General features: G+C 56.9%; 16 protein-coding genes and 1 pseudogene. 9 read left to right on the forward strand and 8 right to left on the reverse strand.

Annotated elements, in window-relative coordinates; translation table 11 throughout:
* The first annotated feature begins 134 nt into the window (after positions 1 to 134).
* The 3 genes from G403_RS0110995 (at position 135) to tdh (ending at position 3392) form a co-directional block, all read left to right on the forward strand.
* Positions 135 to 1103 (forward strand): calcium/sodium antiporter, encoded by a 969-nt coding sequence (locus G403_RS0110995; RefSeq protein WP_027854045.1) that lies wholly within the window; start codon positions 135 to 137, stop codon positions 1101 to 1103.
* Between the two features lie 67 nt (positions 1104 to 1170).
* Entirely contained in the window at positions 1171 to 2364 is a 1194-nt protein-coding gene (locus tag G403_RS0111000; protein ID WP_027854046.1) for a glycine C-acetyltransferase, read from the forward strand.
* Positions 2364 to 3392: an L-threonine 3-dehydrogenase gene (tdh, locus tag G403_RS0111005; protein ID WP_027854047.1), complete on the forward strand. Its 1029-nt coding sequence runs from the start codon at positions 2364 to 2366 to the stop codon at positions 3390 to 3392. The genes G403_RS0111000 and tdh overlap by 1 nt, the downstream gene beginning before the upstream one ends.
* Positions 3393 to 3420: 28 nt before the next feature.
* On the opposite strand, the gene G403_RS0111010 is transcribed toward tdh, so the two are convergent.
* Together G403_RS0111010 and G403_RS0111015 are read right to left on the reverse strand one after the other, a co-directional pair.
* Positions 3421 to 5157, reverse strand: coding sequence for an FAD-dependent oxidoreductase (locus G403_RS0111010; protein ID WP_027854048.1), 1737 nt, complete (start codon positions 5155 to 5157; stop codon positions 3421 to 3423).
* Positions 5158 to 5451: 294 nt separating this feature from the next.
* Entirely contained in the window at positions 5452 to 5880 is a 429-nt protein-coding gene (locus G403_RS0111015; RefSeq protein ID WP_027854049.1) for a VOC family protein, read from the reverse strand.
* 193 nt (positions 5881 to 6073) lie between these two features.
* Here G403_RS0111015 and clpB point away from each other — a divergent pair, with 193 nt between their 5' ends.
* The 5 genes from clpB to G403_RS0111040 all read left to right on the forward strand — a co-directional run bounded on the left by clpB (position 6074) and on the right by G403_RS0111040 (position 11596).
* Complete coding sequence (gene clpB, locus G403_RS0111020; RefSeq protein ID WP_027854050.1) at positions 6074 to 8650, forward strand: ATP-dependent chaperone ClpB; 2577 nt, start codon at positions 6074 to 6076, stop codon at positions 8648 to 8650.
* Between the two features lie 150 nt (positions 8651 to 8800).
* The gene (locus G403_RS23005; protein WP_051298887.1) at positions 8801 to 9361 is read left to right on the forward strand and encodes a cytochrome c3 family protein; all 561 of its coding nucleotides are present in this window, start codon (positions 8801 to 8803) and stop codon (positions 9359 to 9361) included.
* 23 nt (positions 9362 to 9384) lie between these two features.
* Positions 9385 to 10719, forward strand: a complete 1335-nt coding sequence (locus G403_RS0111030) for a multiheme c-type cytochrome (protein ID WP_211232676.1) — start codon at positions 9385 to 9387, stop codon at positions 10717 to 10719.
* Between the two features lie 176 nt (positions 10720 to 10895).
* On the forward strand, positions 10896 to 11276 hold the full coding sequence (locus G403_RS0111035) for a PH domain-containing protein (RefSeq protein ID WP_027854052.1): 381 nt from the start codon (positions 10896 to 10898) through the stop codon (positions 11274 to 11276).
* 5 nt (positions 11277 to 11281) lie between these two features.
* Positions 11282 to 11596 (forward strand): hypothetical protein, encoded by a 315-nt coding sequence (locus tag G403_RS0111040; protein ID WP_027854053.1) that lies wholly within the window; start codon positions 11282 to 11284, stop codon positions 11594 to 11596.
* Positions 11597 to 11662: 66 nt separating this feature from the next.
* Here G403_RS0111040 and G403_RS0111045 read toward each other — a convergent pair whose 3' ends face one another.
* From G403_RS0111045 to G403_RS0111055, 3 genes and pseudogenes are all read right to left on the reverse strand, one after another.
* Positions 11663 to 12778 carry a hypothetical protein gene (locus G403_RS0111045; RefSeq protein WP_027854054.1) on the reverse strand — a complete coding sequence of 372 codons (1116 nt, stop codon included), beginning with the start codon at positions 12776 to 12778 and terminating at the stop codon, positions 11663 to 11665.
* Between the two features lie 588 nt (positions 12779 to 13366).
* Positions 13367 to 14341 (reverse strand): annotated as a pseudogene (locus G403_RS25825) (methyl-accepting chemotaxis protein); the annotation flags it as partial.
* Positions 14342 to 14651: 310 nt separating this feature from the next.
* Entirely contained in the window at positions 14652 to 16001 is a 1350-nt protein-coding gene (locus G403_RS0111055; RefSeq protein ID WP_027854056.1) for an aminotransferase-like domain-containing protein, read from the reverse strand.
* A gap of 89 nt (positions 16002 to 16090) precedes the next feature.
* Between G403_RS0111055 and G403_RS0111060 the strand changes: the two genes are divergently transcribed.
* Positions 16091 to 16693 carry a DJ-1/PfpI family protein gene (locus G403_RS0111060; protein ID WP_027854057.1) on the forward strand — a complete coding sequence of 201 codons (603 nt, stop codon included), beginning with the start codon at positions 16091 to 16093 and terminating at the stop codon, positions 16691 to 16693.
* Between the two features lie 89 nt (positions 16694 to 16782).
* Here the strand turns inward: G403_RS0111060 and G403_RS0111065 are convergent, their stop codons facing one another.
* From G403_RS0111065 to G403_RS0111075, 3 genes are all read right to left on the reverse strand, one after another.
* Positions 16783 to 17835, reverse strand: a complete 1053-nt coding sequence (locus G403_RS0111065; protein WP_027854058.1) for a proline racemase family protein — start codon at positions 17833 to 17835, stop codon at positions 16783 to 16785.
* The gene (locus tag G403_RS0111070; protein ID WP_027854059.1) at positions 17835 to 18977 is read right to left on the reverse strand and encodes a zinc-binding dehydrogenase; all 1143 of its coding nucleotides are present in this window, start codon (positions 18975 to 18977) and stop codon (positions 17835 to 17837) included. The genes G403_RS0111065 and G403_RS0111070 overlap by 1 nt, the downstream gene beginning before the upstream one ends.
* Before the next feature lie 201 nt (positions 18978 to 19178).
* Positions 19179 to 21446 carry a TonB-dependent receptor gene (locus G403_RS0111075; RefSeq protein ID WP_027854060.1) on the reverse strand — a complete coding sequence of 756 codons (2268 nt, stop codon included), beginning with the start codon at positions 21444 to 21446 and terminating at the stop codon, positions 19179 to 19181.
* Positions 21447 to 21664 lie beyond the last annotated feature (218 nt).

Genomic DNA, 21664 nt, shown 5'->3' on the forward strand with positions numbered 1-21664 from the left:
CTTATATATATGCTAAGCCATATATATGGAAATTCATATGTATCAAATCAATGTTGCAGTTAGGTGAAGTAGGCGTGGCTTGACTAGGCTATCTGCCAGTCAGATTTTCAAATGCTGGTGTTTAAGGAAAACGTATGGGATTGGCATTAACCGCCCTGGTGGGTGGATTGGTCGTTCTGGTCTGGAGCGCCGGGCGCTTTGTGGAAGGCGCGGCGGCCACGGCGCGGCATTTTGGTATGTCGGCCCTGCTGATCGGCATGGTGGTGGTAGGTTTTGGCACCTCGGCCCCGGAGATGCTGGTTTCTGCACTGGCCTCTCTACAGGGCAACCCCGGTATCGCGTTGGGTAACGCCTACGGCTCCAATATCACCAATATCGCTTTGATTCTGGGGGTAACGGCACTGATCAGTCCCATCGCGGTACACTCTCGGATCTTAAGCCGTGAGCTACCGCTGCTCAGCGGTATAACCCTGTTTGCCGCCTGGCTGCTCTGGGATGGTTTTCTGAGTCGTATGGATGCGGTTCTGCTATTGGGTGCGTTTGGCCTGCTGATGGCCTGGACCATCCGGGCAGGCACGAAAAGCCAGGATGACGCGCTGCAGAGCGAGATGGAGCAGGAGCTGGTGGAACATGAACTACCGCTACGCAAGGCGGTGTTCTGGCTGGTGCTGGGCCTGATCCTGTTGATCGCCAGCTCCCGTGCGCTGGTCTGGGGCGCGGTGGAGATCGCCCTGGCGTTGGGTGTCAGCGATCTGATCATCGGTTTAACGATCGTGGCGATCGGTACCTCGCTGCCGGAGCTGGCCTCGTCCATCATCGCTGCCCGCCGGGGCGAGCATGATATTGCCCTGGGCAACATCATTGGCTCCAACCTGTTCAATACCCTGGCCGTGGTGGGGATCGCCGGTGCCATCAGCCCGATGGCAGTGGTGCCCGAAGTTCTGTCGCGGGATATGCCGGTGATGATTGCGCTGACCTTTTCCCTGTTTCTCTTTGGCTACGGCTTCAAGCGGATGGGGCGGATCAACCGCTTGGAGGGCGGCATCCTGCTGGCCGCCTATGGAGCCTACACGCTCTACCTGGTCAGCGGGCAGTTTGCCTAGCGGTAGGGCGTCCATCATCTGAGCGTCTATCTTTAACATCAGACTGACCTGATGTGTGGGAGGGGCGATGAAAGCGGAGCAGTTTCTGGCAACGCTGGCCGAGCAGAGTGAGCAGCTCAAACGTGAAGGACTCTACAAGCAGGAACGTCAGATCGCTTCGGCCCAGGCCCAGGAGATCACGCTCGGTGGCGGGCGTCAGGTGATCAACTTCTGCGCCAACAACTACCTGGGGCTGGCCGATCATCCGGCGCTGATAGAGGCCGCCAAGCAGGGGCTGGATGAACACGGTTTTGGCATGGCCTCTGTGCGTTTTATCTGCGGCACTCAGGATATCCACAAGCAGTTGGAGCAACGTCTGGCTGACTTTCTTGGGATGGAAGACAGTATCCTCTATTCCTCCTGCTTTGATGCCAACGGCGGGCTGTTCGAAACTCTGCTTGGGGAAGAGGATGCGGTAATCAGTGATGCACTGAATCATGCCAGCATTATCGATGGCGTGCGCTTGAGTAAGGCGCAGCGCTATCGTTATGCCAACAACGATATGGCCGAGCTTGAGCAGCAGCTCAAGGCAACGCAGGATTGCCGGGTACGGTTGATCGCCACCGACGGTGTGTTCTCCATGGATGGTGTTATTGCCGACCTGCCGGCGATCTGTGACCTGGCCGAGCGCTATGATGCGCTGGTGATGGTGGATGATTCTCATGCCGTTGGCTTTGTGGGCGATACGGGGCGAGGCACACCGGAGTATCACGGCGTAACCGACCGCATCGATATCCTGACCGGTACCTTTGGTAAGGCGCTCGGCGGTGCGTCGGGTGGCTATACCGCTGCGAGAAAAGAGATCGTCGACTGGCTTCGACAGCGTTCACGGCCCTATCTGTTTTCCAATTCGCTGGCGCCGCCCATCGTGCAGGCCACACTGGCATCGCTGGCGTTGGTTGAGTCCCAGGGTGGTGAGCTGCGTAAGCAACTGAAAACGAACAGCGCCTACTTCAGAGGCGAAATGGCCAGTGCCGGATTTACCCTCGGTGGTGCTGATCATCCGATTATCCCGGTGATGATCGGTGATGCAGCGCTGGCCGGTGCCATGGCTGAAAAACTGCTGGAAGAGGGTATCTATGTGATCGGGTTCTCCTACCCAGTGGTGCCCATGGGGCAGGCACGGATCAGAACCCAGATGTCCGCGACCCATACCCGGGAGCAATTGGATCGGGCCATTGAGGCATTTTCTCGGATTGGCCGTGAGTTGGGGGTGATCTGATGCGGGCACTGGCAAAGCTTCACCCGGAGCAGGGCATATGGCTGCATACCACCCAGCGGCCCAAGGTGGGTCACAATGATCTGCTGATCAAGATCCACAAGAGCGCGATCTGCGGTACCGATGTGCATATCTACAACTGGGATGACTGGGCCCGTAAAACCATCCCGCTTGGCATGACGGTGGGGCATGAGTACGTGGGTGAAGTGGTGGAGATCGGATCCGAGGTAGAGGGCTTCTCAATCGGCGACCGCGTCTCCGGTGAAGGTCATATTACCTGTGGCCACTGTCGTAACTGCCGTGCGGGCCGACGCCATCTGTGTCGCAATGCGGTGGGGGTGGGCGTAAACCGTCCGGGGGCCTTTGCCGAATATCTGGCAATTCCTGCTATCAACGCGTTCAAAATTCCGGAGAATATATCGGATGACCTGGCGGCTATTTTCGATCCCTACGGCAATGCCCTGCACACGGCGCTTTCATTCGATCTGGTGGGCGAGGATGTGCTGGTCACCGGTGCCGGTCCCATCGGCATTATGGCGGCGGCCATCGCGCTGCACGTGGGCGCGCGGCATGTGGTGTTAACTGATGTGAACCCCTATCGGTTGGGACTCGCCCGACGTATGGGGGTTATTCATACGGTCAATGTGGCGGAACAGTCGCTGGACGGAAAAATGCGTGAGCTGCAGATGAGCGAAGGGTTCGATGTGGGGCTGGAGATGTCCGGCGCGGAACCGGCGTTTCGTTCTATGTTGAGCGCCATGAATCACGGTGGCAAGATTGCCATGCTGGGGATTCCCACCGCTGATATGGCTATCGACTGGACCGAAGTGATCTTCAAGGGGCTGATTATCAAGGGAATCTACGGGCGAGAGATGTTTGAGACCTGGTACAAAATGGCCTCGGTGATTCAGTCCGGCCTCAACCTGGCTCCGATCATTACCCATCGTTTTGCCATCGACGATTTTCAGCAGGGGTTCGATGTCATGCGCTCGGGCGAATCCGGTAAGGTAATACTGGAGTGGCCGGGCTAGCGCCTGGCCACTTTCTCCTCAATCCGGGTCAGTCGATCTTGCATTCGTAGTCAGTGGCGCCGGCGGCGTGACGGCCCGCAATATAACCAAAGGTCATGGCCGGTCCCAGGTTGATCCCGCCAGACGGGTAGAAGCCACCCATCACGCTGGCCATATCGGTCCCCGCCGCATAGAGGCCCGGGATTGCTTCACCGGCACTGTTGAGTACCTGCGCCTGAGCGTTGGTCTGAAGCCCGGCAAAGGTGCCAAAGCTGCCTGGCTGCACTTTCACCGCATAGAAAGGCCCGTTCTCGATCGGTGCAACACAGGGGTTTGGCCCTGAGTTGAGCGGATCACCCTGCTTGCGGTTGAACGGCGTGGTGCCACGCCCAAACTCTGGATCTTCGCCACGGCGGGCGTTGTCGTTAAAGGTCTTGATCGTGGCGGTTAAGCCTTCCGGATCGATACCGCAGACGTTCGCCAGTTCCTGGATCGTTTTCGCGCGCTTCAGGTAGCCACTGCGCACGGCGGGACCAACCGGCAGCGGGAAGGGGCGTGAGTAGCCCAGTCCGTAACGGCGCTGGAAGTGATGGTCACAGATCAGCCAGGAGGCGACCTCTTCACCTTCAGGGGCCGCCGCAATCATGGCCGAGGTATAGTCGTAGTAGCCGTTCGCTTCATTGCAGAACCGTTTACCGGTGGAAACGACGCCGATAATCCCGGGCTTGCCGCGATCGATAATGTGAGGGAAGTGACCCACGCTGCCATCCGGGTAGGGGATTTTCGAGACCGGGGCCCAGGCCGCAGCAGAAGCGACATCGGTGACCAGCTCGCCACCGACCGACTCTCCCAGCGTGAGACCGTCGCCGGAGCAGCTCTTGGGTGGTAGCGCCAAGTGCTCATGCCCGGTGGGTGTGCGTGGGAACAGCGCTTTACGTCGATCAATATCATTGGGGAAACCACCCGCTGCCAACACCACACCCTTAGCGGCGTTGATAGCTACCATACCTTCCTTGGTTTGCACCAGTGCGCCTGTGACTCTGTCGCCATCGAAGATCAGTTCGTTGGCCGGCGCGGATTCGATCATCTGCACGCCAAGTTTTTCGGCAGATTTAGCCAGTCGGCCGATCAGTGCCACCCCGTTGACCAGGTGCATGGCACGGCCATGGCGGGTCAGATCCCACAGGTGACGTAAAAAGCGCTTGTTGACGTGGATAAAGGACTTCAGCGAACGGGTCATGGTCAAGAAGGCCATCAGGTCTGGCCCTGCCATGATCGGCATCCCCAGGAACGAGGTCTCACGCATGGTTTTGCGCAGCCGCTTCAACAGTGGTCCGATTTTACGCGCATCATAGGGTGCGGCGATCACCTGATGGCCCTGGGTTGCGGCACCCGGTGTATTGCCGTGCATATCGGGAATCGCGTTGCCATCGACAAACTGCAGCTCGGTTCGCTGCTCAAAGAACGCCACCATGTAGGGGCAGTTATCGAGGAATGCATCCACCCGTTCGGGGTTGTAGCGATCACCGAGTTCATTCTTCAGGTAGGTGCGAGGCTGTTGCGGGTCCTCCTTGATCCCGGCGCGCCGAGCGAGCGGGTTACCCGGAACCCACATCCAACCGCCGGACCAGGCACTGGCGCCACCTAAGGTTTCGTCCTTTTCCACAACGACCACTTTAAGGCCGTGCGATGCAGCGGTAACGGCGGCAGAGAGCCCGGCAGCACCGGATCCGACGACGAGCAAGTCACAACTGATCTGGCTTGATGTGGTGTTCTGGCTTTTCACAGTGATCGACCTTTGGGAATGTGGATTTTATTTATTGGGATATTAATCAAAAACTGAACAAAGTTCTAGTAATTGATTTTGGCGCTAGGGAGGACCAGTCCAGGTCGGGTCATTGCGGAAGGGGAAGAAAAAAGAAAACCCGACTCTGTTAAAAATCGGGCTCAAGCTGACAAGTCAGTGTTCAGCGAGTCTGTCAGTCGACGGTCACGCTGCGCCGGTCCTGCTTCTGTGACCGGCGACACATTGTACTCGACAGCTCATGACAGTAATAAGTCAGCAGTATCGAGGCATGGTCTACGTCGCAAACAGCGTTTCCAGATTTTTGAATGCCTTGATCTCAATGGCATTATCGGACGGATCAAGAAAAAACATAGTAGCCTGCTCGCCCACTTCTCCCTTGAACCGGATATAGGGTTCGATAACGAACTCTGTGCCAGCCGCTTTCAGCTTGTTGGCCAGGGCTTCCCACTCAGCCATAGGTAATACCACACCAAAATGTTTGGCCGGCACCTTATGGTTATCCACAGTGCTGAGCGCCTCGCACCCGCACTCTTCAGGCGCCACATGGGCCACTATCTGATGGCCATAGAAGTTGAAATCACACCACTTGCCCGGCGCGCTGCGGCCCTCGCTGCAACCAAGTACCTCGGTATAAAAACGGCGGGCTTGCTCCAGGTCTCGGACCGGAAATGCCAGGTGGAATGGATGAATTGTCTGGTTCATATGACCTCCTGCGGGTAGTTATCTGCTGGTTAGTCTAACGCGCTTATGGCAGTCTTTCCGCGAAAACTTATATGCGCTCTGGCTAATTTTTATACGGTTGGCTCTTGAAGACTGGGGAAACTACCCTCATTTACAGGGGTAACAGAGAAATACCGGAGTCCTTTCCGGCGCACTGAGTTCAAAAGGAGAGCCTATGCGTCCCGATAAATTCACCTCCAAACTCCAGGAGGCCCTGGCCGATGCTCAATCACTGGCAATCGGCAAAGACCACAACATGATCGAGCCGATCCACCTGCTCGCTGCTTTCCTCGAGCAGCGTGGTGGATCCGTGCGCCCGATTCTTAAACAGGCGGGTGCCGAGATGGGCTCGCTGACCCGCAAGATCGGTGAAGCGATTGAACGTCTGCCGGTGGTCTCCAGCCCCGATGGCGAGATCCGCCTGTCCCAGAACATGGCACGTCTGTTCAACCTCACCGACAAGATGGCCCAGAAGCGTGGCGACCAGTTTGTAGCCAGCGAGCTGGTTCTGTTGGCGATGCTGGAAGATAAGGGCGATACCAGCAAGGTACTGAAAGAGGCCGGTGTTACCCGTGAGTCGCTGCAGGCCGCTATTGAAAATGTGCGCGGTGGCGAAGCGGTGACCGATCCGAACGCCGAGGAGAGCCGTCAGGCGCTGGATAAGTATTGCATCGACATGACCGAGCGTGCCGAGTCCGGCAAGCTGGACCCGGTGATCGGCCGTGACGATGAGATCCGCCGTACCATTCAGGTGCTGCAGCGTCGTACCAAGAATAACCCGGTGCTGATCGGTGAGCCCGGTGTGGGTAAAACCGCCATCGTCGAAGGCCTGGCGCAGCGTATCGTCAACGGCGAGGTGCCGGAAGGCCTGAAGCACAAGCGCGTGCTGGCGCTGGATATGGGTTCGCTGATCGCCGGTGCCAAGTTTCGTGGCGAGTTCGAGGAGCGCCTGAAGGGTGTGCTGAACGAGCTGGCGAAGCAGGAAGGCCAGATCATCCTGTTTATCGACGAGCTGCACACCATGGTCGGTGCCGGTAAGGCCGAGGGTGCCATGGATGCCGGGAACATGCTCAAGCCCGCATTGGCCCGTGGCGAGCTGCACTGCGTGGGTGCGACAACGCTGGACGAATACCGCCAGTATGTGGAAAAAGATGCGGCGCTTGAACGCCGTTTCCAGAAGGTGATCGTCGATGAGCCGTCCGAGGAGGACACCATCGCCATCCTGCGTGGTCTGAAAGAGCGCTATGAAGTGCACCATGCCGTGGATATCACCGACCCGGCGATCATCGCGGCGGCCAAGCTGAGCCAGCGCTACATCACCGACCGTCAGCTGCCGGACAAAGCGATCGACCTGATCGACGAAGCGGCTTCCCGCATCCGTATGGAGATGGACTCCAAGCCGGAGGAAATGGACCGTCTCGACCGCCGTCTGATCCAGCTGAAGATGGAGCGTGAGGCGCTGAAGAAAGAGAAGGATGAGGCGTCCCGCAAACGTCTGGGTGAGCTGGAAGGCCACATCGCCGAGCTGGAAAAAGAGTACTCCGACTTCGAGGAGATCTGGAAAGCCGAGAAGGCCACCCTGCAGGGGGCGGCTCAGGTCAAAGAGCAGCTCGATCAGGCCCGCATCGAAATGGAGCAGGCTCGCCGAGCCGGTGACCTGGGTAAGATGTCTGAGCTGCAGTACGGCAAGATTCCGGAGCTGGAAAAGCAGCTTCAGGCTGCCGACAGCGCCGAGCAGACCCAGACCGAACACCAGTTGCTGCGTAACAAGGTGACCGAAGAGGAGGTGGCCGAGGTCGTCTCCCGCTGGACCGGCATCCCGGTGGCGAAGATGCTCGAAGGCGAACGTGAAAAATTGCTGCGGATGGAAGATGCGCTGCATCAGCGTGTGGTCGGCCAGGATGAAGCGATCACCGCCGTCTCCAACGCCGTGCGTCGTTCACGTGCCGGTCTTGCCGACCCGAACCGCCCCAATGGCTCCTTCCTGTTCCTGGGACCAACCGGTGTGGGTAAAACCGAACTGTGTAAATCGTTGGCCAGCTTCCTGTTCGATACCGAAGAGGCGATGGTACGCATCGATATGTCCGAGTTCATGGAGAAACATTCCGTGGCTCGCCTGATCGGTGCGCCTCCCGGCTATGTCGGGTATGAAGAGGGCGGTTACCTGACCGAAGCGGTGCGCCGCAAGCCGTACTCCGTGCTGCTGCTCGACGAGGTGGAAAAGGCCCACCCGGATGTGTTCAACATCCTGCTGCAGGTGCTGGAAGATGGCCGCCTGACCGATGGTCAGGGCCGCACCGTGGACTTCCGCAACACCATCGTGGTCATGACCTCCAACCTGGGTTCGGATCTGATCCAGAACTACACCGAGGACGACGACTACGATCTGATGAAAAAGGCGGTGATGGAGGCGGTGGGCACCCACTTCCGTCCGGAGGTGATCAACCGCATCGACGAGGTGGTGGTTTTCCACAGCCTGCGTAAGAGCCAGGTGGCCGGCATAGCCAACATTCAGCTGGAGCGTCTGCGCAAACGTCTGGCTGAGCGTGACCTGACCCTGAGCCTGACCAGCACCGCGCTGGACAAGCTGGTGGAGGTTGGCTTCGAGCCGATCTACGGTGCGCGCCCGCTCAAGCGTGCGATCCAGCAGTGGATAGAGAACCCGCTGGCACAGAAAATCCTCTCTGGTGACTACGCGCCGGGTACCGAGGTTGGTGTGGATGTGGAAGCCGGAGAGTTTGTGTTCCGCTAAGCTGAATTACAGCGACGACTGAGTAAAGAGCCTGCCGAGTGATCGGTGGGCTCTTTTTGTTTGATCTACAGCCTCACCTGGCGGCCTGAGATAACTTGACTATAGTGTCAGTAAATTAATAGCCATCTAATAAGAAAGGGAATTCATCCCATGCTGAAGGCGGTGAAAATCCTGCTGATACTTGGGCTTCTTGGTCTCGCGACCGTGTTGGCCTGGGGGGTTACCGATAAGGCACTGCATATTACCTCCGATGCTGCATTCTGCGGCAGCTGTCACAGCATGGTGCCGATGCAGATCTCTTTTCTTAACAGCAGTCACGGTGGGCGCTCCACCACCGGTGTCGAAGTGCTGTGCACCGACTGTCACCTGCCCCACGACAGCACCGTCAATTACCTCTACATGAAAGCACGCAACGGCGCCTGGGATGTCTGGAAGGAGTTTGTCATCGGCGCCGACGATGTGGATTGGCATGCCAAGCGTGAACGCGCTCACGAGTACGTGTATGAGTCCGGCTGCCTCAAATGTCATAACGGTCTCGAGCGCGGCAGCGAAAGCAACAGTGTCCAGTTCGTCGCCCACAAGCCCTATTTTCAGGGCGCGGTCGATAAGACCTGCATCGACTGCCATAACGTGGGCCACCGGGATTTGACTCAGGCGTTGTTGACCCACGAACGCCTGAATCGTCCACCCTCTGTTACCGCTAACCCCTGAACAATAAGAAAAAGGATGTGCCCATGGTTCCCCTTAAATCCCGCTCATTAATCGGAATGTTTGCAGCCGTGTTACTGCTGCTGAGCCTTCCCTTACAGGCTCAGAATGAGAACGTGAACATGGCCCAGGTTCGCACACTGGCATTTACTCAGGGGCTGAGCGAGCTGGATAAGCAGTGTGTGGCCTGTCACCAGGAGGAGCAACCCGGCATTGTTGCCGACTGGAAGGACAGTCGGCACAGTCATGTAGGCGTTGGTTGTAACGACTGTCATGCGGTCAGCAAATCCCAGCCCGATGCTCAGTTGCATAATGAGGAGGGGCTTCAGGGTGTGTACATTACGCCGCTGGTCTCTCCCAACACCTGCGGGCGCTGTCATGCCGAGGAACAGGCCCAGTTCAATGAAAGCGGACACTTCCGCTCCTATCACCAGATCATTCCCAAGGACAGCCTGCATGCCTTGGTGAAATTTCACGAAGGGCGCAACAACGAGGAGCTGGGTGGGGCTCCGGGTGAGACCGGCTGTATGCAGTGCCACGGTACCGAACTTGCTCTGAATGAAGATGGCACCCCGGATCCAACCACATGGCCCAACTCCGGGATGGGTAACATCTATCCGGATGGCAGCACCGGCAACTGCGGGGCTTGTCATACACGCCATAAGTTTTCGTTGGAGGAGGCGCGTCAGCCGGCGGCCTGTGCCAGTTGCCACCTGGGCCCGGACCATCCCGATATAGAGGTGTACGAGAACAGCAAGCATGGCCAGATCTACGCGACAGAAGGGCACAAATGGAGCTGGGATGAACCGGCTGGCGCTTGGGAACCGGGTGATTATCGTGCCCCGACCTGCGCCACCTGTCATATGAGTGGCGTCGGTGATCTGGCCAGTACCCACAACGTCAGTGAGCGCCTGTACTGGAACCTCTGGGCTCAGCGCTCGGAGATGCGAAACTCCACCGATGTGCTGAGTCCGCTCTTGGGTAATGGGCCTCAGGGGCGTGAGAAGATGAAACAGGTTTGCTCGGCTTGCCACAGCGAGAACCACACAGAGGGTTTCTTTGCCCAGGGCGATAAGGCGGTCAAGCTGTATAACGTCGAGTATTACGATCCTGCCAAGAAGATGCTGGACGACCTGGAATCCAAAGGGTTGTTGCTGGAGAATCCGTGGGCCGACGAGTTTCAGATTACCTTCTACCACCTCTGGCATCATGAAGGGCGTCGTGCGCGCCACGGTGCCTTGATGGCTGGCCCCGACTATGCCCATTGGCACGGTTTCTTCGAACTGCAGCTGGATTACTATAAGCTGGAAGCGATCTATAAACAGCGGTTGGCCCGGGGTGAGATAGAACTGCGCGAGTGAACTCTATTTAACGCAGCTCAGGACTGCGTTAGAGCTGTTTGAGCCGTACCTGGGGTACGTCGGTTCGGCGTGCTCGACTTTCCGGCGGTTCCGGCGTGACAAGGGCGGTGAACTCCTACAGTATTAGCGGGGCATCAATAGGGGATGTGAAACGCAGGTGCTCAAGGAGACAACAGATGAGTGAGCTCTACTCCGAAAATCCGGTCATGTTCAAGAACAACCCGCTTGGGTTTATCCTTTCGATATTGCTGATTCCGGCTTTCGGCATCGGCATTATTATTCTGCTCTATTGGTATCTGCAGACCAAGGCGTCCAAGCTGTCGGTGACCGAACACGACATCCTTTATGAGAAAGGACTGCTTAGCAAAGAGCGCTCAGAGATCGGCATCACCAGTGTGCGAACGGTGACCGTGAAACAGTCTTTTTTTAATCGTATTTTCGGTGTGGGGTCGGTGGAAATCTTTACCGCAGGTGATGATCCGGAGATCAACGTGAAGGGGCTGCCGGACCCGAACAGGGTGCGCGAGCTGATCAAGGCGCGTCAGAACGGCGGGTAGGCGAAATGGTTGGCGAATCCGATAACAAGGACAAGAACGAATCCCGCAAGATTGCGATCGTCCTGATCTCGCTGGCGCTTCTGCTGGGCGTGGCGATCATGCTGATGCTGCCCGCGCTGTCGGAGGTCGTCGCCGTGCATTTCGCACCGGGGTTGGGGTTGAAAACAGCGGCTGTGATCTCCTTTTTCGTTACCGTTGCTACTCTGCTGGTGTTTGCATTTGCCTCGGGTGACGGTTTGCTGGGGGAGATTCAGTTTATCCTCATGGGCTTCTTCGGTTTTTTCCTTGTTTTCTGGCTGATGATCGCCTGGATTTTTTAGGCGGGTCGTCTTGATTCATCGATGGGTATGAGTCGGGGCCCGAAGGCCCCGCTCCAGTGGTGACGCCTAAACAACCATATCGATCTGCTGAACAGTGCCCACGCCACCATTTTCCGTGAAGTAAACACCGCTGTTTTTGACTCTGCCGTTGTGTTGATTACCCTCGCCCTTGATATCGAACGGGGTTTCGCTGGATCCTAAATAGATCGCGCCGATATCCTGGGATGCAAGCGTCTCCAGCGAGTCATTATCTGGGGTTTTGTTCCAGACCATCAGTTGCTCAAAGATTGAGTCGGCTTCGTCGATGTAGCCGTTACCATCCTCATCGTATTCCGCCAGCTCTGCAAAACCGTTGCCGGTCAGTGCGCCAAAGAGCTCCGATCCATCGTTAATGATGCCGTCGTTATTCTTATCGAGGGCCAGCATGCCGCTGTTGCCGGTAAGGTAGCTGATCAGCTCGGTATTTCCGTCGGCGTCCAGGTCAAACTCAAACTTTTCGTTGGTCAGGTCCGCGTGGTTACCCGCGTAGTTAAGAATCAGGGGGTCGGTGAAGACGACCTCCTGTGTCATTTCGACCTCCCGGGTTTCTGAGTAACTGCGTTCCATGGTCAGGTTAAGATCAAACTCGATCGTCTTGCCGTCGGCGGTTGAAACCGAACCGCAGCTACTGAAACTTGTGCACTCATACTCTTCGATGGTTTCTGTCGCACGAAAACTCATCTGCAGGGATTTTGGGCGTAATGCGATGACCTCTCCGGCGTCCGAGGCGGTTGTCTCTGCAGCTGGCTGATCCGGGAGTTCGATATCATCGATACGCGTTAGTGCTTTGTTTTGAGGATTAAGTGCATGCAGCAGGCTGTACCACATCAGAGCCCGGATTTTCTCTTGCTCTGTTTTGTCGCTATCGCCCTCATTTTCAACGGGCTGGAAACGGGCACCGTCTGGGGTCGCTAAAAGCGCGGAGCTGAAGTTCATCGATTGGGTGCTGGATTGGCTAAGGCTGAAGCCGAACATCTGAGCACCCCTTAACGCCTCAGATTCGGGGCTGCTTGCCAGCAGCTCCTGTAGTCGAAGACCAAAGCCGTTATTCGCTGACTCTGCGTCCAGTAAGCGGGATGTTGTTCTGAGTTCGTTTTTCTCATGTTCCGAGCTCATATGAATACTACTGGTCTGAATAATCATTCTGTTTCTCCAGTTTTTAGGCAACATGCAACCCTGCCGCTCTTTTACAAAGCTCAGCATTTGCTGATGTCAGGGCGTAACAAACCCGCTCGTGCAGTGTGCAAAGCTCGAAAATGCGGGTATGCGTTGAATGAGGAAAAGTGCTGCCGCCATTACGACGTGTTGCGGCCACAGTTCACCCTACCGGATTTCGATCCAGTAACAGGTTTCACCTCATTCGATGACAGTTGGTTTGGTTAGTCAGTGTTAAATGATTCTTTCCGGATGAGCGTTTCCCCCTGTGCAACTCTCTGAAACCCTTGTGTTTATTGGCCAATAGCCCAGCCGCAGCAGCAATGGGTGAGCCGTCAGACTGTTCATTTCAGCGATAACCTGACTCGGGTTCAGTAGAGAACTGTGAATTGAGTAAGAGAGAAATCAGCAAGAAACGGACCGGAACAGGATCCAGTCCAGGCCATCAGAAGAATTAGGGAGTTTCTTTATGAGGTCAGACCGAGGAGGGAGTACACGTGATGAGAGCCTGCAGTTAAGACTGGCAGGCTCTGTTTGGCTTGGGCGAGGATTGGGGCGCGGAAGCTATTCCACCTGCTGCCGGAATTGATTGAGCATATCTTGAATTCTTTGCGTGGCGTCGCGGGTTCGTCCGGCCAGCAGCTTGACCTCATCGGCTACCACGGAAAATCCACGCCCGGTTTCACCTGCCCGTGCCGCTTCGATAGCCGCATTGAGTGCCAGCAGGTTGGTTTGATCCGCGATAGCGCGAATAACATCAACGACACCCGATATCTGTTCGTATGTGTTTTGCATCACCCCCAATTCACGCTGGTGAAGCTCTTCCGCACGCTTTTCATCGCTGATATCACGGGTCGCCCCCACGACACGGCACAGTTTTCCTTCTTCGTCGCGCAGCCCGAGGCCACGTTCACGAAACCATATATAGCCCTTGGTTTTGTGTTTCATGCGGTATTCGACGACGTAATCGGCATTTGGGTCGGTGCTGGCCACAAATTTCTCAAACTCTTCGAAGACCTGTTTGCAGTCGTCGGGATGGGTAACCCGTTCAAACGCATCCCAGCCATCGGTAAACTCCTGAGCGGTATAGCCGATCAGATCCCGAAACTCTTTAGACCAGCGCAGTATGTTGTCCGGGTGATCCGGGTCGCCATCCACCACCAGATAGTCCCAGCTGCCCTCGACCATCGCGCCCTTGATCAAGTCCCAGACCTGTTGCTCCTGGCGGAACACTTTAAGATCGGTCTCGCGGGCCTCAAGTTCTGCGCGCGTACTTTCTAACTCCAGGCGATAGCGTTCACGCTGGTCCGCTAGGTCCCGGAGTTCAGCTTTAAGCTCATCGAGTTGGTTTTCCAGTTGCTGTTTTTCACGCAGGGGCTCACCTGCCCGGCCCTTTAAGTCCGTCCAGCCGTGATGAAGCCTTTCAAGTGCCTTGCCAAGGACGGGGTAAGCGTCTGCGCCCTGCGACTGCGGGGGCCGTCCTTCCATGATCTGGTTGATGCCGTCGGCGATATGTGTCGCCATTTCCTGAAGTCGTTTTCCGGCAAACATCTCCCTCTCCCACAATGAAATGATGGTTTGTCAGCACACGCCGCACTACAGGAAAGACAGATTGGCCCGGGTGTGCGATGAGCAGGGCCGCTTTCCGTGCAGGGGTATGGACGGCTATACGCGTTGCTGGAGTTTCACGTTCGGTAAAGCCAGGTCGCACTTTTTATAGCTTCAAGTCGTGGCCAAATGCATGGATTTATAGTTGGCTTGGCCAAGCCTGTACTGCTGACGCTGATAATAAACATCGAGGGACGGTTTAAAGATGCCTCTATTGCTCAATTTTGTAAAGTGAATCAGTAGGATAGATGCATTATTGGGCACCCAGGCCGTACACATCGGCTTCCACCTGATCCCTTATGACAATCAGCGCGTCTGATAATTGGCTCATTTTCACCGAGCCCAAGGCTATGCGGAGCGCTTGAGGAGTATGGCTTGTGGTGGCAAACGGTTGGGCGGTGGAGACTGAAATACCGCCGTCCAGGAGGTTGGCTGTGATGCGGTCGGCTCGCGCGTCCGGAGGGAGAGGCAGCCAGAGGAAATAGGCGTTGGGGTGGTGAATAAAATGGAAATCCTGAAACACCTTCTTGGCGATCTCCTGTCTGGCACGGGCATCCGCTCTTTTCGCCTCTTCCAGTCTGGATACGGTACCGTCTTGCACCCACCGGGCGACCAATGCGGTCATCAGAGCGGGCGTATTCCAGGTCGTAGCGCGAATGGCTCGCTCCAACTTCCCGATCCAGCATGTAGGCGCGGTTAAAAATCCCACCCTTAGTCCGGTGGCGATACTCTTCGAAAACCCGGATATGTACAGGGTGCGCTCAGGTGCTATAGAGGCCAGCGGTGGGGGCGCTGACGCCGCGTGAAACGCGTAGGCAGCGTCTTCAATCAGGATCAGGTGGTAGGAGCGTGCGATTGAAACCAGCATCTCTCTGTCGGACTGGCTTAATACCCAGCCCAGCGGATTGTGCAGCGTCGGCATCGTGTAAACGGCTTTTACGCGTCGGGTGCGACAAAGCTGCATCAATGCATTCAAATCCGGGCCGGTTTCATTTGATGAGAAAGGCACAAGCTCCAGCCCATTCGCCTGCGCCACTGTTTTAAAGCCTGGATAGATCAATTCATCCACGGCGACAACATCGCCCGGCTCCAGCAGGGTCATGCAGGCCAGGGCCAAGCCGTGTTGTGCGCCACTGGTTACAAGCAGCTGATGGGCATCTACCCTGAGCCCCCTGCGACTCAGGTGCCGGGCAAAAATCTGCCGTTCATGGAGGCGACCTACATGGGGCTGATAATGCAGGACCGACTCCAGATCACCGGAGTAGGCCAGTTGTTTTAAGGCCTCCCTCAAGTCGTCGGTTTGTCCGTCCAGAAGGGGGGAGTTGAAGTTGAGATCGAGCGTGTCGCTGGGAACTGCCTGTTGATCCATGCCGTGGCCTGGCGGTAAGCGGGTTTCTTTGACAAAGGTCCCTCGGCCTTTTTCACCGCTGACCAGTCCCATTTTGGCCAGCTCGGCATAAACCCGGGTGGCGGTAACCAGTGCAATTTTCTCTTGGCTTGCGAAAGCCCTGTGAGTCGGTAGCTGTGTGCCCGGGGGAAACTTGCCCGACCGTATATCCAGAGCACACCGGTCAACCAGTTGTTTGTAACGGGAGGGTCGCATGAGGGATTGTATCCATTACAATAATTTTAATGTAATGATTTTAGGCTTTAGGCTGCACTCTGACTATCTATTGAGAGACAGAGGTGGCTATGCAGATCGCTATCGTTACATTTGATGGCTTCAACGAGCTCGATTCCCTGATTGCGTTGGGTGTCTTGAACCGGATCAAACTGCCGGGATGGCGGGTGTTGATCGCGAGCCCTGATGAGTTTGTAACGTCGATGAATGGGGTGGTAATGAAATCCCATCTATCGCTTGAGTCAGCTTCCAGTGCAGATGCCGTGCTGATTGGGAGCGGCAGTAAAACGAGAGAGATCGCCAAGGACGGGAGGCTGCTGGAAAGGCTTTCATTGGATCCTTCCCGGCAATTAATCGGCGCCCAGTGTTCGGGTTCGCTGATACTCTCGCGTCTCGGGTTGCTTGAGGGGGTGCCCGCGTGTACCGATGTAACCACGCGCCCCTGGGTAGAACAACAAGGGATCCGTGTGCTCGATCAGGCCTTCTTTGCGCAGGGTAATATTGCCACGGCTGGTGGCTGCCTGGCATCAACCTATATGGCTGCCTGGCTTATCGGGCGTCTGGTTAACCGGCAGGCGGCTGAAGAGGCGATTGACTATGTTGCTCCCGTTGGTGAAAAAACCGTATATGTGGAACAAGTGATGAAAAATGTCGCGATGTCTCTGCGCGGATAATGACTGAACGCAACGCAACGCAACCAGCGATGCGCAATCTGGTTGAGGATATCAGGCAGGCGATGCCGTTCGACATGCCGGAAGCCCCTTCAGGCTTCCGGCTCCGGGTGTTGTGTGGACAGGATGTGGCGAAGGCTGGCGCAGGTGACCATCGGGTCATCACAGTTGACGACTATATCGGAACGGGCAATTACGTAGCCTTTACCGGTGATGTTGTTTTTGACGACCTGATATTCGCCTTCCTGCTCTACAGCGCTGAGCTGGCCGATAAAGCCGGTTTCGCGCAGTGAGATAGTTTCCAGCCGGTCACCGGGCTTGATGCTGTTTTCGTAGTTCATCAGCGCCAGACGGGCCGATGTGCCTGTGCCGGTGGTGCTGCGGCAGATTACCCCGGGGTGCACGTAGGTGGCCGAGCGGGACCGGAAGTAGCCCTCTGCCACATGCTCAACCGGACCCATGAAATGCAGGAAGGGCAGGGGGCCCACATCACCCAGCGTGTAGTGGGAAAAACCACGTTCGGCCGTGATCGCCTCGACAATGGCATGGGCGGTTTGGGCCAGCGTGCGCTCCTCGTCCAGGGTCAGATCGAATCCCAGCGCTTTGGCATCCACCAGTGCATAAAAGCCACCGCTGTAGGCCACGCTGTAGGTAACCTCGCCCAGGGAGGGGACATCGATGGTTGCCCTGTAAGTGTGGATATAGCTGGGCAGACCCTCGCAGGTGATCGCCTCTACAACGCCGTCACGTACCGTCGCTTCAATTTGAACAAGGCCGGCGGGTGATTCCAGCATAAACTGCTGCTTGCCCTCCTGCTTGGGGACAATGCCCGTCTCCAGTACGGCGGTGGCGGTGCAGATGGTGTTGGAACCGGAGTAGATCGGATAACCCATTACCTCCATGATGATGTAGCCAGCGGCGGCACGCGGGTCTGTCGGTGGGACCAGCAGGTCCACTGACATCTCGGGTATACCGTAGGGTTCCTCAAGCAATAACCGGCGCAGGCCGTCGGCGTCATCTCTTAGATACTCCATCTGTGCCCGCACGCTGTTACCGGGCAGCGGCATAATCCCGCCGGTCACGATCCGGCTGACATCACCCCCGGCATGGGTATCCATTAGCTGAATCGTCAGTTCCTGTTTCATCAGGCGTTCTCCAGCGCAAACGGCTTGCCATGTTCATTCCACTGACTGTCGGGAACAATTACGATCTTGCCCAGGTAGTTACTGCCCCGGTTCATGAAATATGTCTCGGCATGGTGCAAGTCGGAGAGTTTAAAAGCGCCGTGAAGTACCGGTTTAAGCTGGCCGTGGCGGATCCAGGTCATCAACTGCTCCGCTTCTTCGCGGGTACCATGGGATACACCGAAAATCTGCACCTGATAGAGGTAGATGCGGGTCCAGAGAATCTCACTGATATTGCCGCCGCTGGCACCGGCGATGCTGAGTCTTGGGTAAGTGGAACGGCTATTCATATCGAAGATCATGCTGTCGATGAAGCGGTCGGTCATTTCGCCACCCACCAGATCCATCACCGCGTCGATCGGCTTGCCGCCGGTAGCCGCTTTGACCCGGTCCACAAAGCTATCCAAGTCTGAGCGATCCAGTACCGCTTCGGCGCCCAGCTCCAGCAGTGCATCGGCCTTGTCCTGCTTGCTCACAGCATAGGGGATGGCGCCGACGATGCGGCAAAGTTGAATCAGTGCGGTACCGACCCCGCCGCTGGCGCCGGAAACCAGTACTCGCTCGCCCGCCTTGACCTTGGCTGACGTGACCATGTGGTAGGCGGTCTGGTAGGAGCACATGCCCATGGCGGCAAGCTCGGCATCGGCCAGCTCCGGATTTGAGATTCGGTGAAACTGGTCTGAGGGCAGGGCTACATACTCGGCATAGCCGCCATCTGCACCGTGTCCGTAGTAGTCCGGTGTCAGGTTGATATCCCGGCGTTGGTCCGCGTAGATGTTGAAATCCAGAAGGCCCCGCTCACCGATGCGGCTCTGATCGACTCCCTCACCAACGGCGACGACGCGACCGGCGATATCGGCCCCCTGAATCCGTGGGAAAATCAGCGTTGGCTTACCTCCCATCTGGAAGGAGGTCATCTCGCCTTTTTTGGTCGGGTAGAGCCCCTCTCGCGCCTTGCGGTCGGTGTTGTTCTTGGCGGTGGCTGTTACCTGCACTAATACTTCGCCAGCACCGGGCTCGGGCGTGGGAACCTCCTGATAGACCAGTTTGTCGATGTCACCGTGGCCGGTGAGGACCATGGCTTTCATGGTACTTGGAATCATGTGCAGGTCATCCTTTCCTGTGGGTTGAAGTTAATGTGTTGCTTCAGGATAGGAGAGAATAGGTGGGCTGTCAGTGGTTGTGTCGGATAAAGCCTGGGGGTTAGGTTTATTTTGTCGGGTTGATTGGTTTTTCTGAAGTAATCAACCTGGTTTGGCCGGTGATGCAGAGAGCGCCCAGGTCCTCTGCATCACCGTTGGTGCTTAGAACTTGACGGTGACACCCACATAGGCCGAGCGACCCATGCCGGGCACGGCGATACCCCAGGGGATGCCTGTCATCGACATGGTACGACCCTGGCCGGTGTAGGTGCCGCCGGTGGGCAGTGCATAGGCGCGGTCAAACAGGTTCTCTACACCGAGGTCCAGGCGAAGCTGCTCCCAGTTATGACTGGTGCGCAGGTTGAGCAGGCTGTAGCCGTCGGTACCGATTTCGTTGCGCAGATCAGAAACATCATCCTTGGCGTCAACCACAACCCATTCAATTGCATTATCCCAGCCGTTGTTTTGATGAGTCAGTGTAAAGCGGCCGTTCAACGGCATGATGTTGTACAGGGCGTCACCGGTATCCCGGTTCTCACCATGGGTGTAGTTGATGACGCTCTCCAGGCTCCAGCGACCCCAGTCGTTGTTGGCCAGCGGCAGGTACATCGACAGGTCGAGTCCGTAGAGTCGGGCGGTTTGGTTGGCATACTGCAGAACATTGAACTGGTCCTCGGCCCAGTTTGTGCCTGCAACCGCATCGATGTAGTCATCTACATGGGTGATGAAGGGGGTTGCCCGAAGGGACCAGCCGGAATTGCCAGCATGCCAGTCGAAGGTGATGGAGGCGGTGTAGGCGGTTTCGGGGTCCAGGTCGATATCACCGATGTAACCGTTGCCGTCGCCCACGAAATTATTCATGGTGGCGGCCATGGCCCAGCTTGACCAAGTATAGCGCTCATACAGGTTGGGCGAGCGCACCTTGCGGGCAAGGCCCAGTTCGATGTCCAGTGTGTCGCTGTGCCGGTAGCGCGCCAACGCGGTCAGATCCACATTGTGATCAATCTGTTCGTGATCGCGGGCGTTGAACGCGGTGGAATCGATGAACTGCATGCCCGGTGCCGTGGGCGTTGTGTTGTAACCATGCACATCATCGGCATCGCTGCGCACGCGTTCGTAACGGAGACCGAACAGGGTCAACCAGCGTGCGTTCAACTCGCTTTCCAGTTCAGCGAATGCCGCGATGCGGTCGCGTTCTCCGCCGTTGATATTCTGGAAGGTGCCTGGCCCCATGCCGCCGCCTGATGCGGTCCAGTAGTCATCAAGCCGATAGCGCTGTAACTCGGTGCCGATGCGAAGCTGTTGGTTGGCAGTTAGATCGATGCCGGCCTTTAGGGTAAGACCTGTGTTTTCGCTCTCCGAGTACATCGGCATACCCGCCGCGCAGGTGCCGGCCGGGTCGCCATGGAAGCTGATAGGATCGCAGGGATTGCCCGGGCCGGACAGGGTGCCATACCAGAAGCGCTTGTCGTCACCGAAATCCATGAAGTGGTCTACGGTTTCGTGATAAAGGCGGGTTTCCAGTTCGCCCCAGTCCGTTTGTCGGGTCCAGGCCAGATTGACCAGCTTCTGCTCATTATCCAACAGGTCCATGCGTTGATTGGGGTAGAGTTGCTCGGGCATATCCTGATAGCTCAGCTGGGTCTCAAACAGGTCCCGACCGGCTTTGAACGCCAGGTTGAGCGTGTGATTCTGAGTCTCGTAAGCGGTTGAACCAACTTCATCCAGCGCCAGAGTGTGGCCAGGGCGACCTGTATCGGTGAAGGTCTTGAAGTCGTCGCCGGCCGAGTAGTTCTCGGCCTGGCTCCAGGCTCCGCTGTAACGAATACTGACGTTTTCTGTGGCGTGGCCCAGGGCCAGGTTGCCGCCCACCGCGTTGTTGTTGCTGCGATAGAACGCACCGATTTCACCGTTCGTGCGGGGTGACTCGTCGCCGAGTGTGAAAACCGGCTCGGGCTTGTCGGCGATAACGGTGCCGCCGATGCTGTCGCCACCGACGCTGACGGGGGTTATACCCGCGAACACTTTGAGTTCGCCCAGATTACTGGGGTCAAGATAGGAGAGCGGCGGGTTCATATGGTTGGGACAGGCGGCGATCAGATCCATACCGTCGACCTTGATCCGCAGTCGGTCGTCGGCCAGCCCACGGATAGACGGCAGACTGGACACGGCGCCGGCGCCGTTCAGGCTGACGCCCGGTACATTACGCAGCAGGCTTGCGGTGTCATTGGTTGCCGGTTTCAGCTGTTCCATCAGAGCCGGGTGAACAGCCTCGGCATTATCCAGTGGTAGCGCTTTGCCCTCCACCACAACAACCAGCGGCTCCTGTTCGGCCCCTTGAGCAAGTGTGCCCTGGGACAGCGTGATGATGGCAATGGCCATTGACAGCGGGCCGGGCTGAAAGGGTAATCGGCGGTTCTGGTTCATCATGAAAACTCCAGATTCTCTGCAGATGGCTATTAACAGGCCCGGTTTTGGTGCTGTCCTGAAGTGCGAGACAACGGTGTGGCGACTCAGCCGAACCCGGTAAGAAAACTGACACGAAGTTTAAGGAAATGGCCGGGGGCTGGCGTGAGGCATAAGGTCGCAGTCTGAGGTGGTGACATATCACGAGACGGCCACTGCCAAAATCTGGATAATGGCAGGTG

This window comes from Marinobacterium litorale DSM 23545, from assembly GCF_000428985.1.
Taxonomy (GTDB): domain Bacteria; phylum Pseudomonadota; class Gammaproteobacteria; order Pseudomonadales; family Balneatricaceae; genus Marinobacterium_D; species Marinobacterium_D litorale.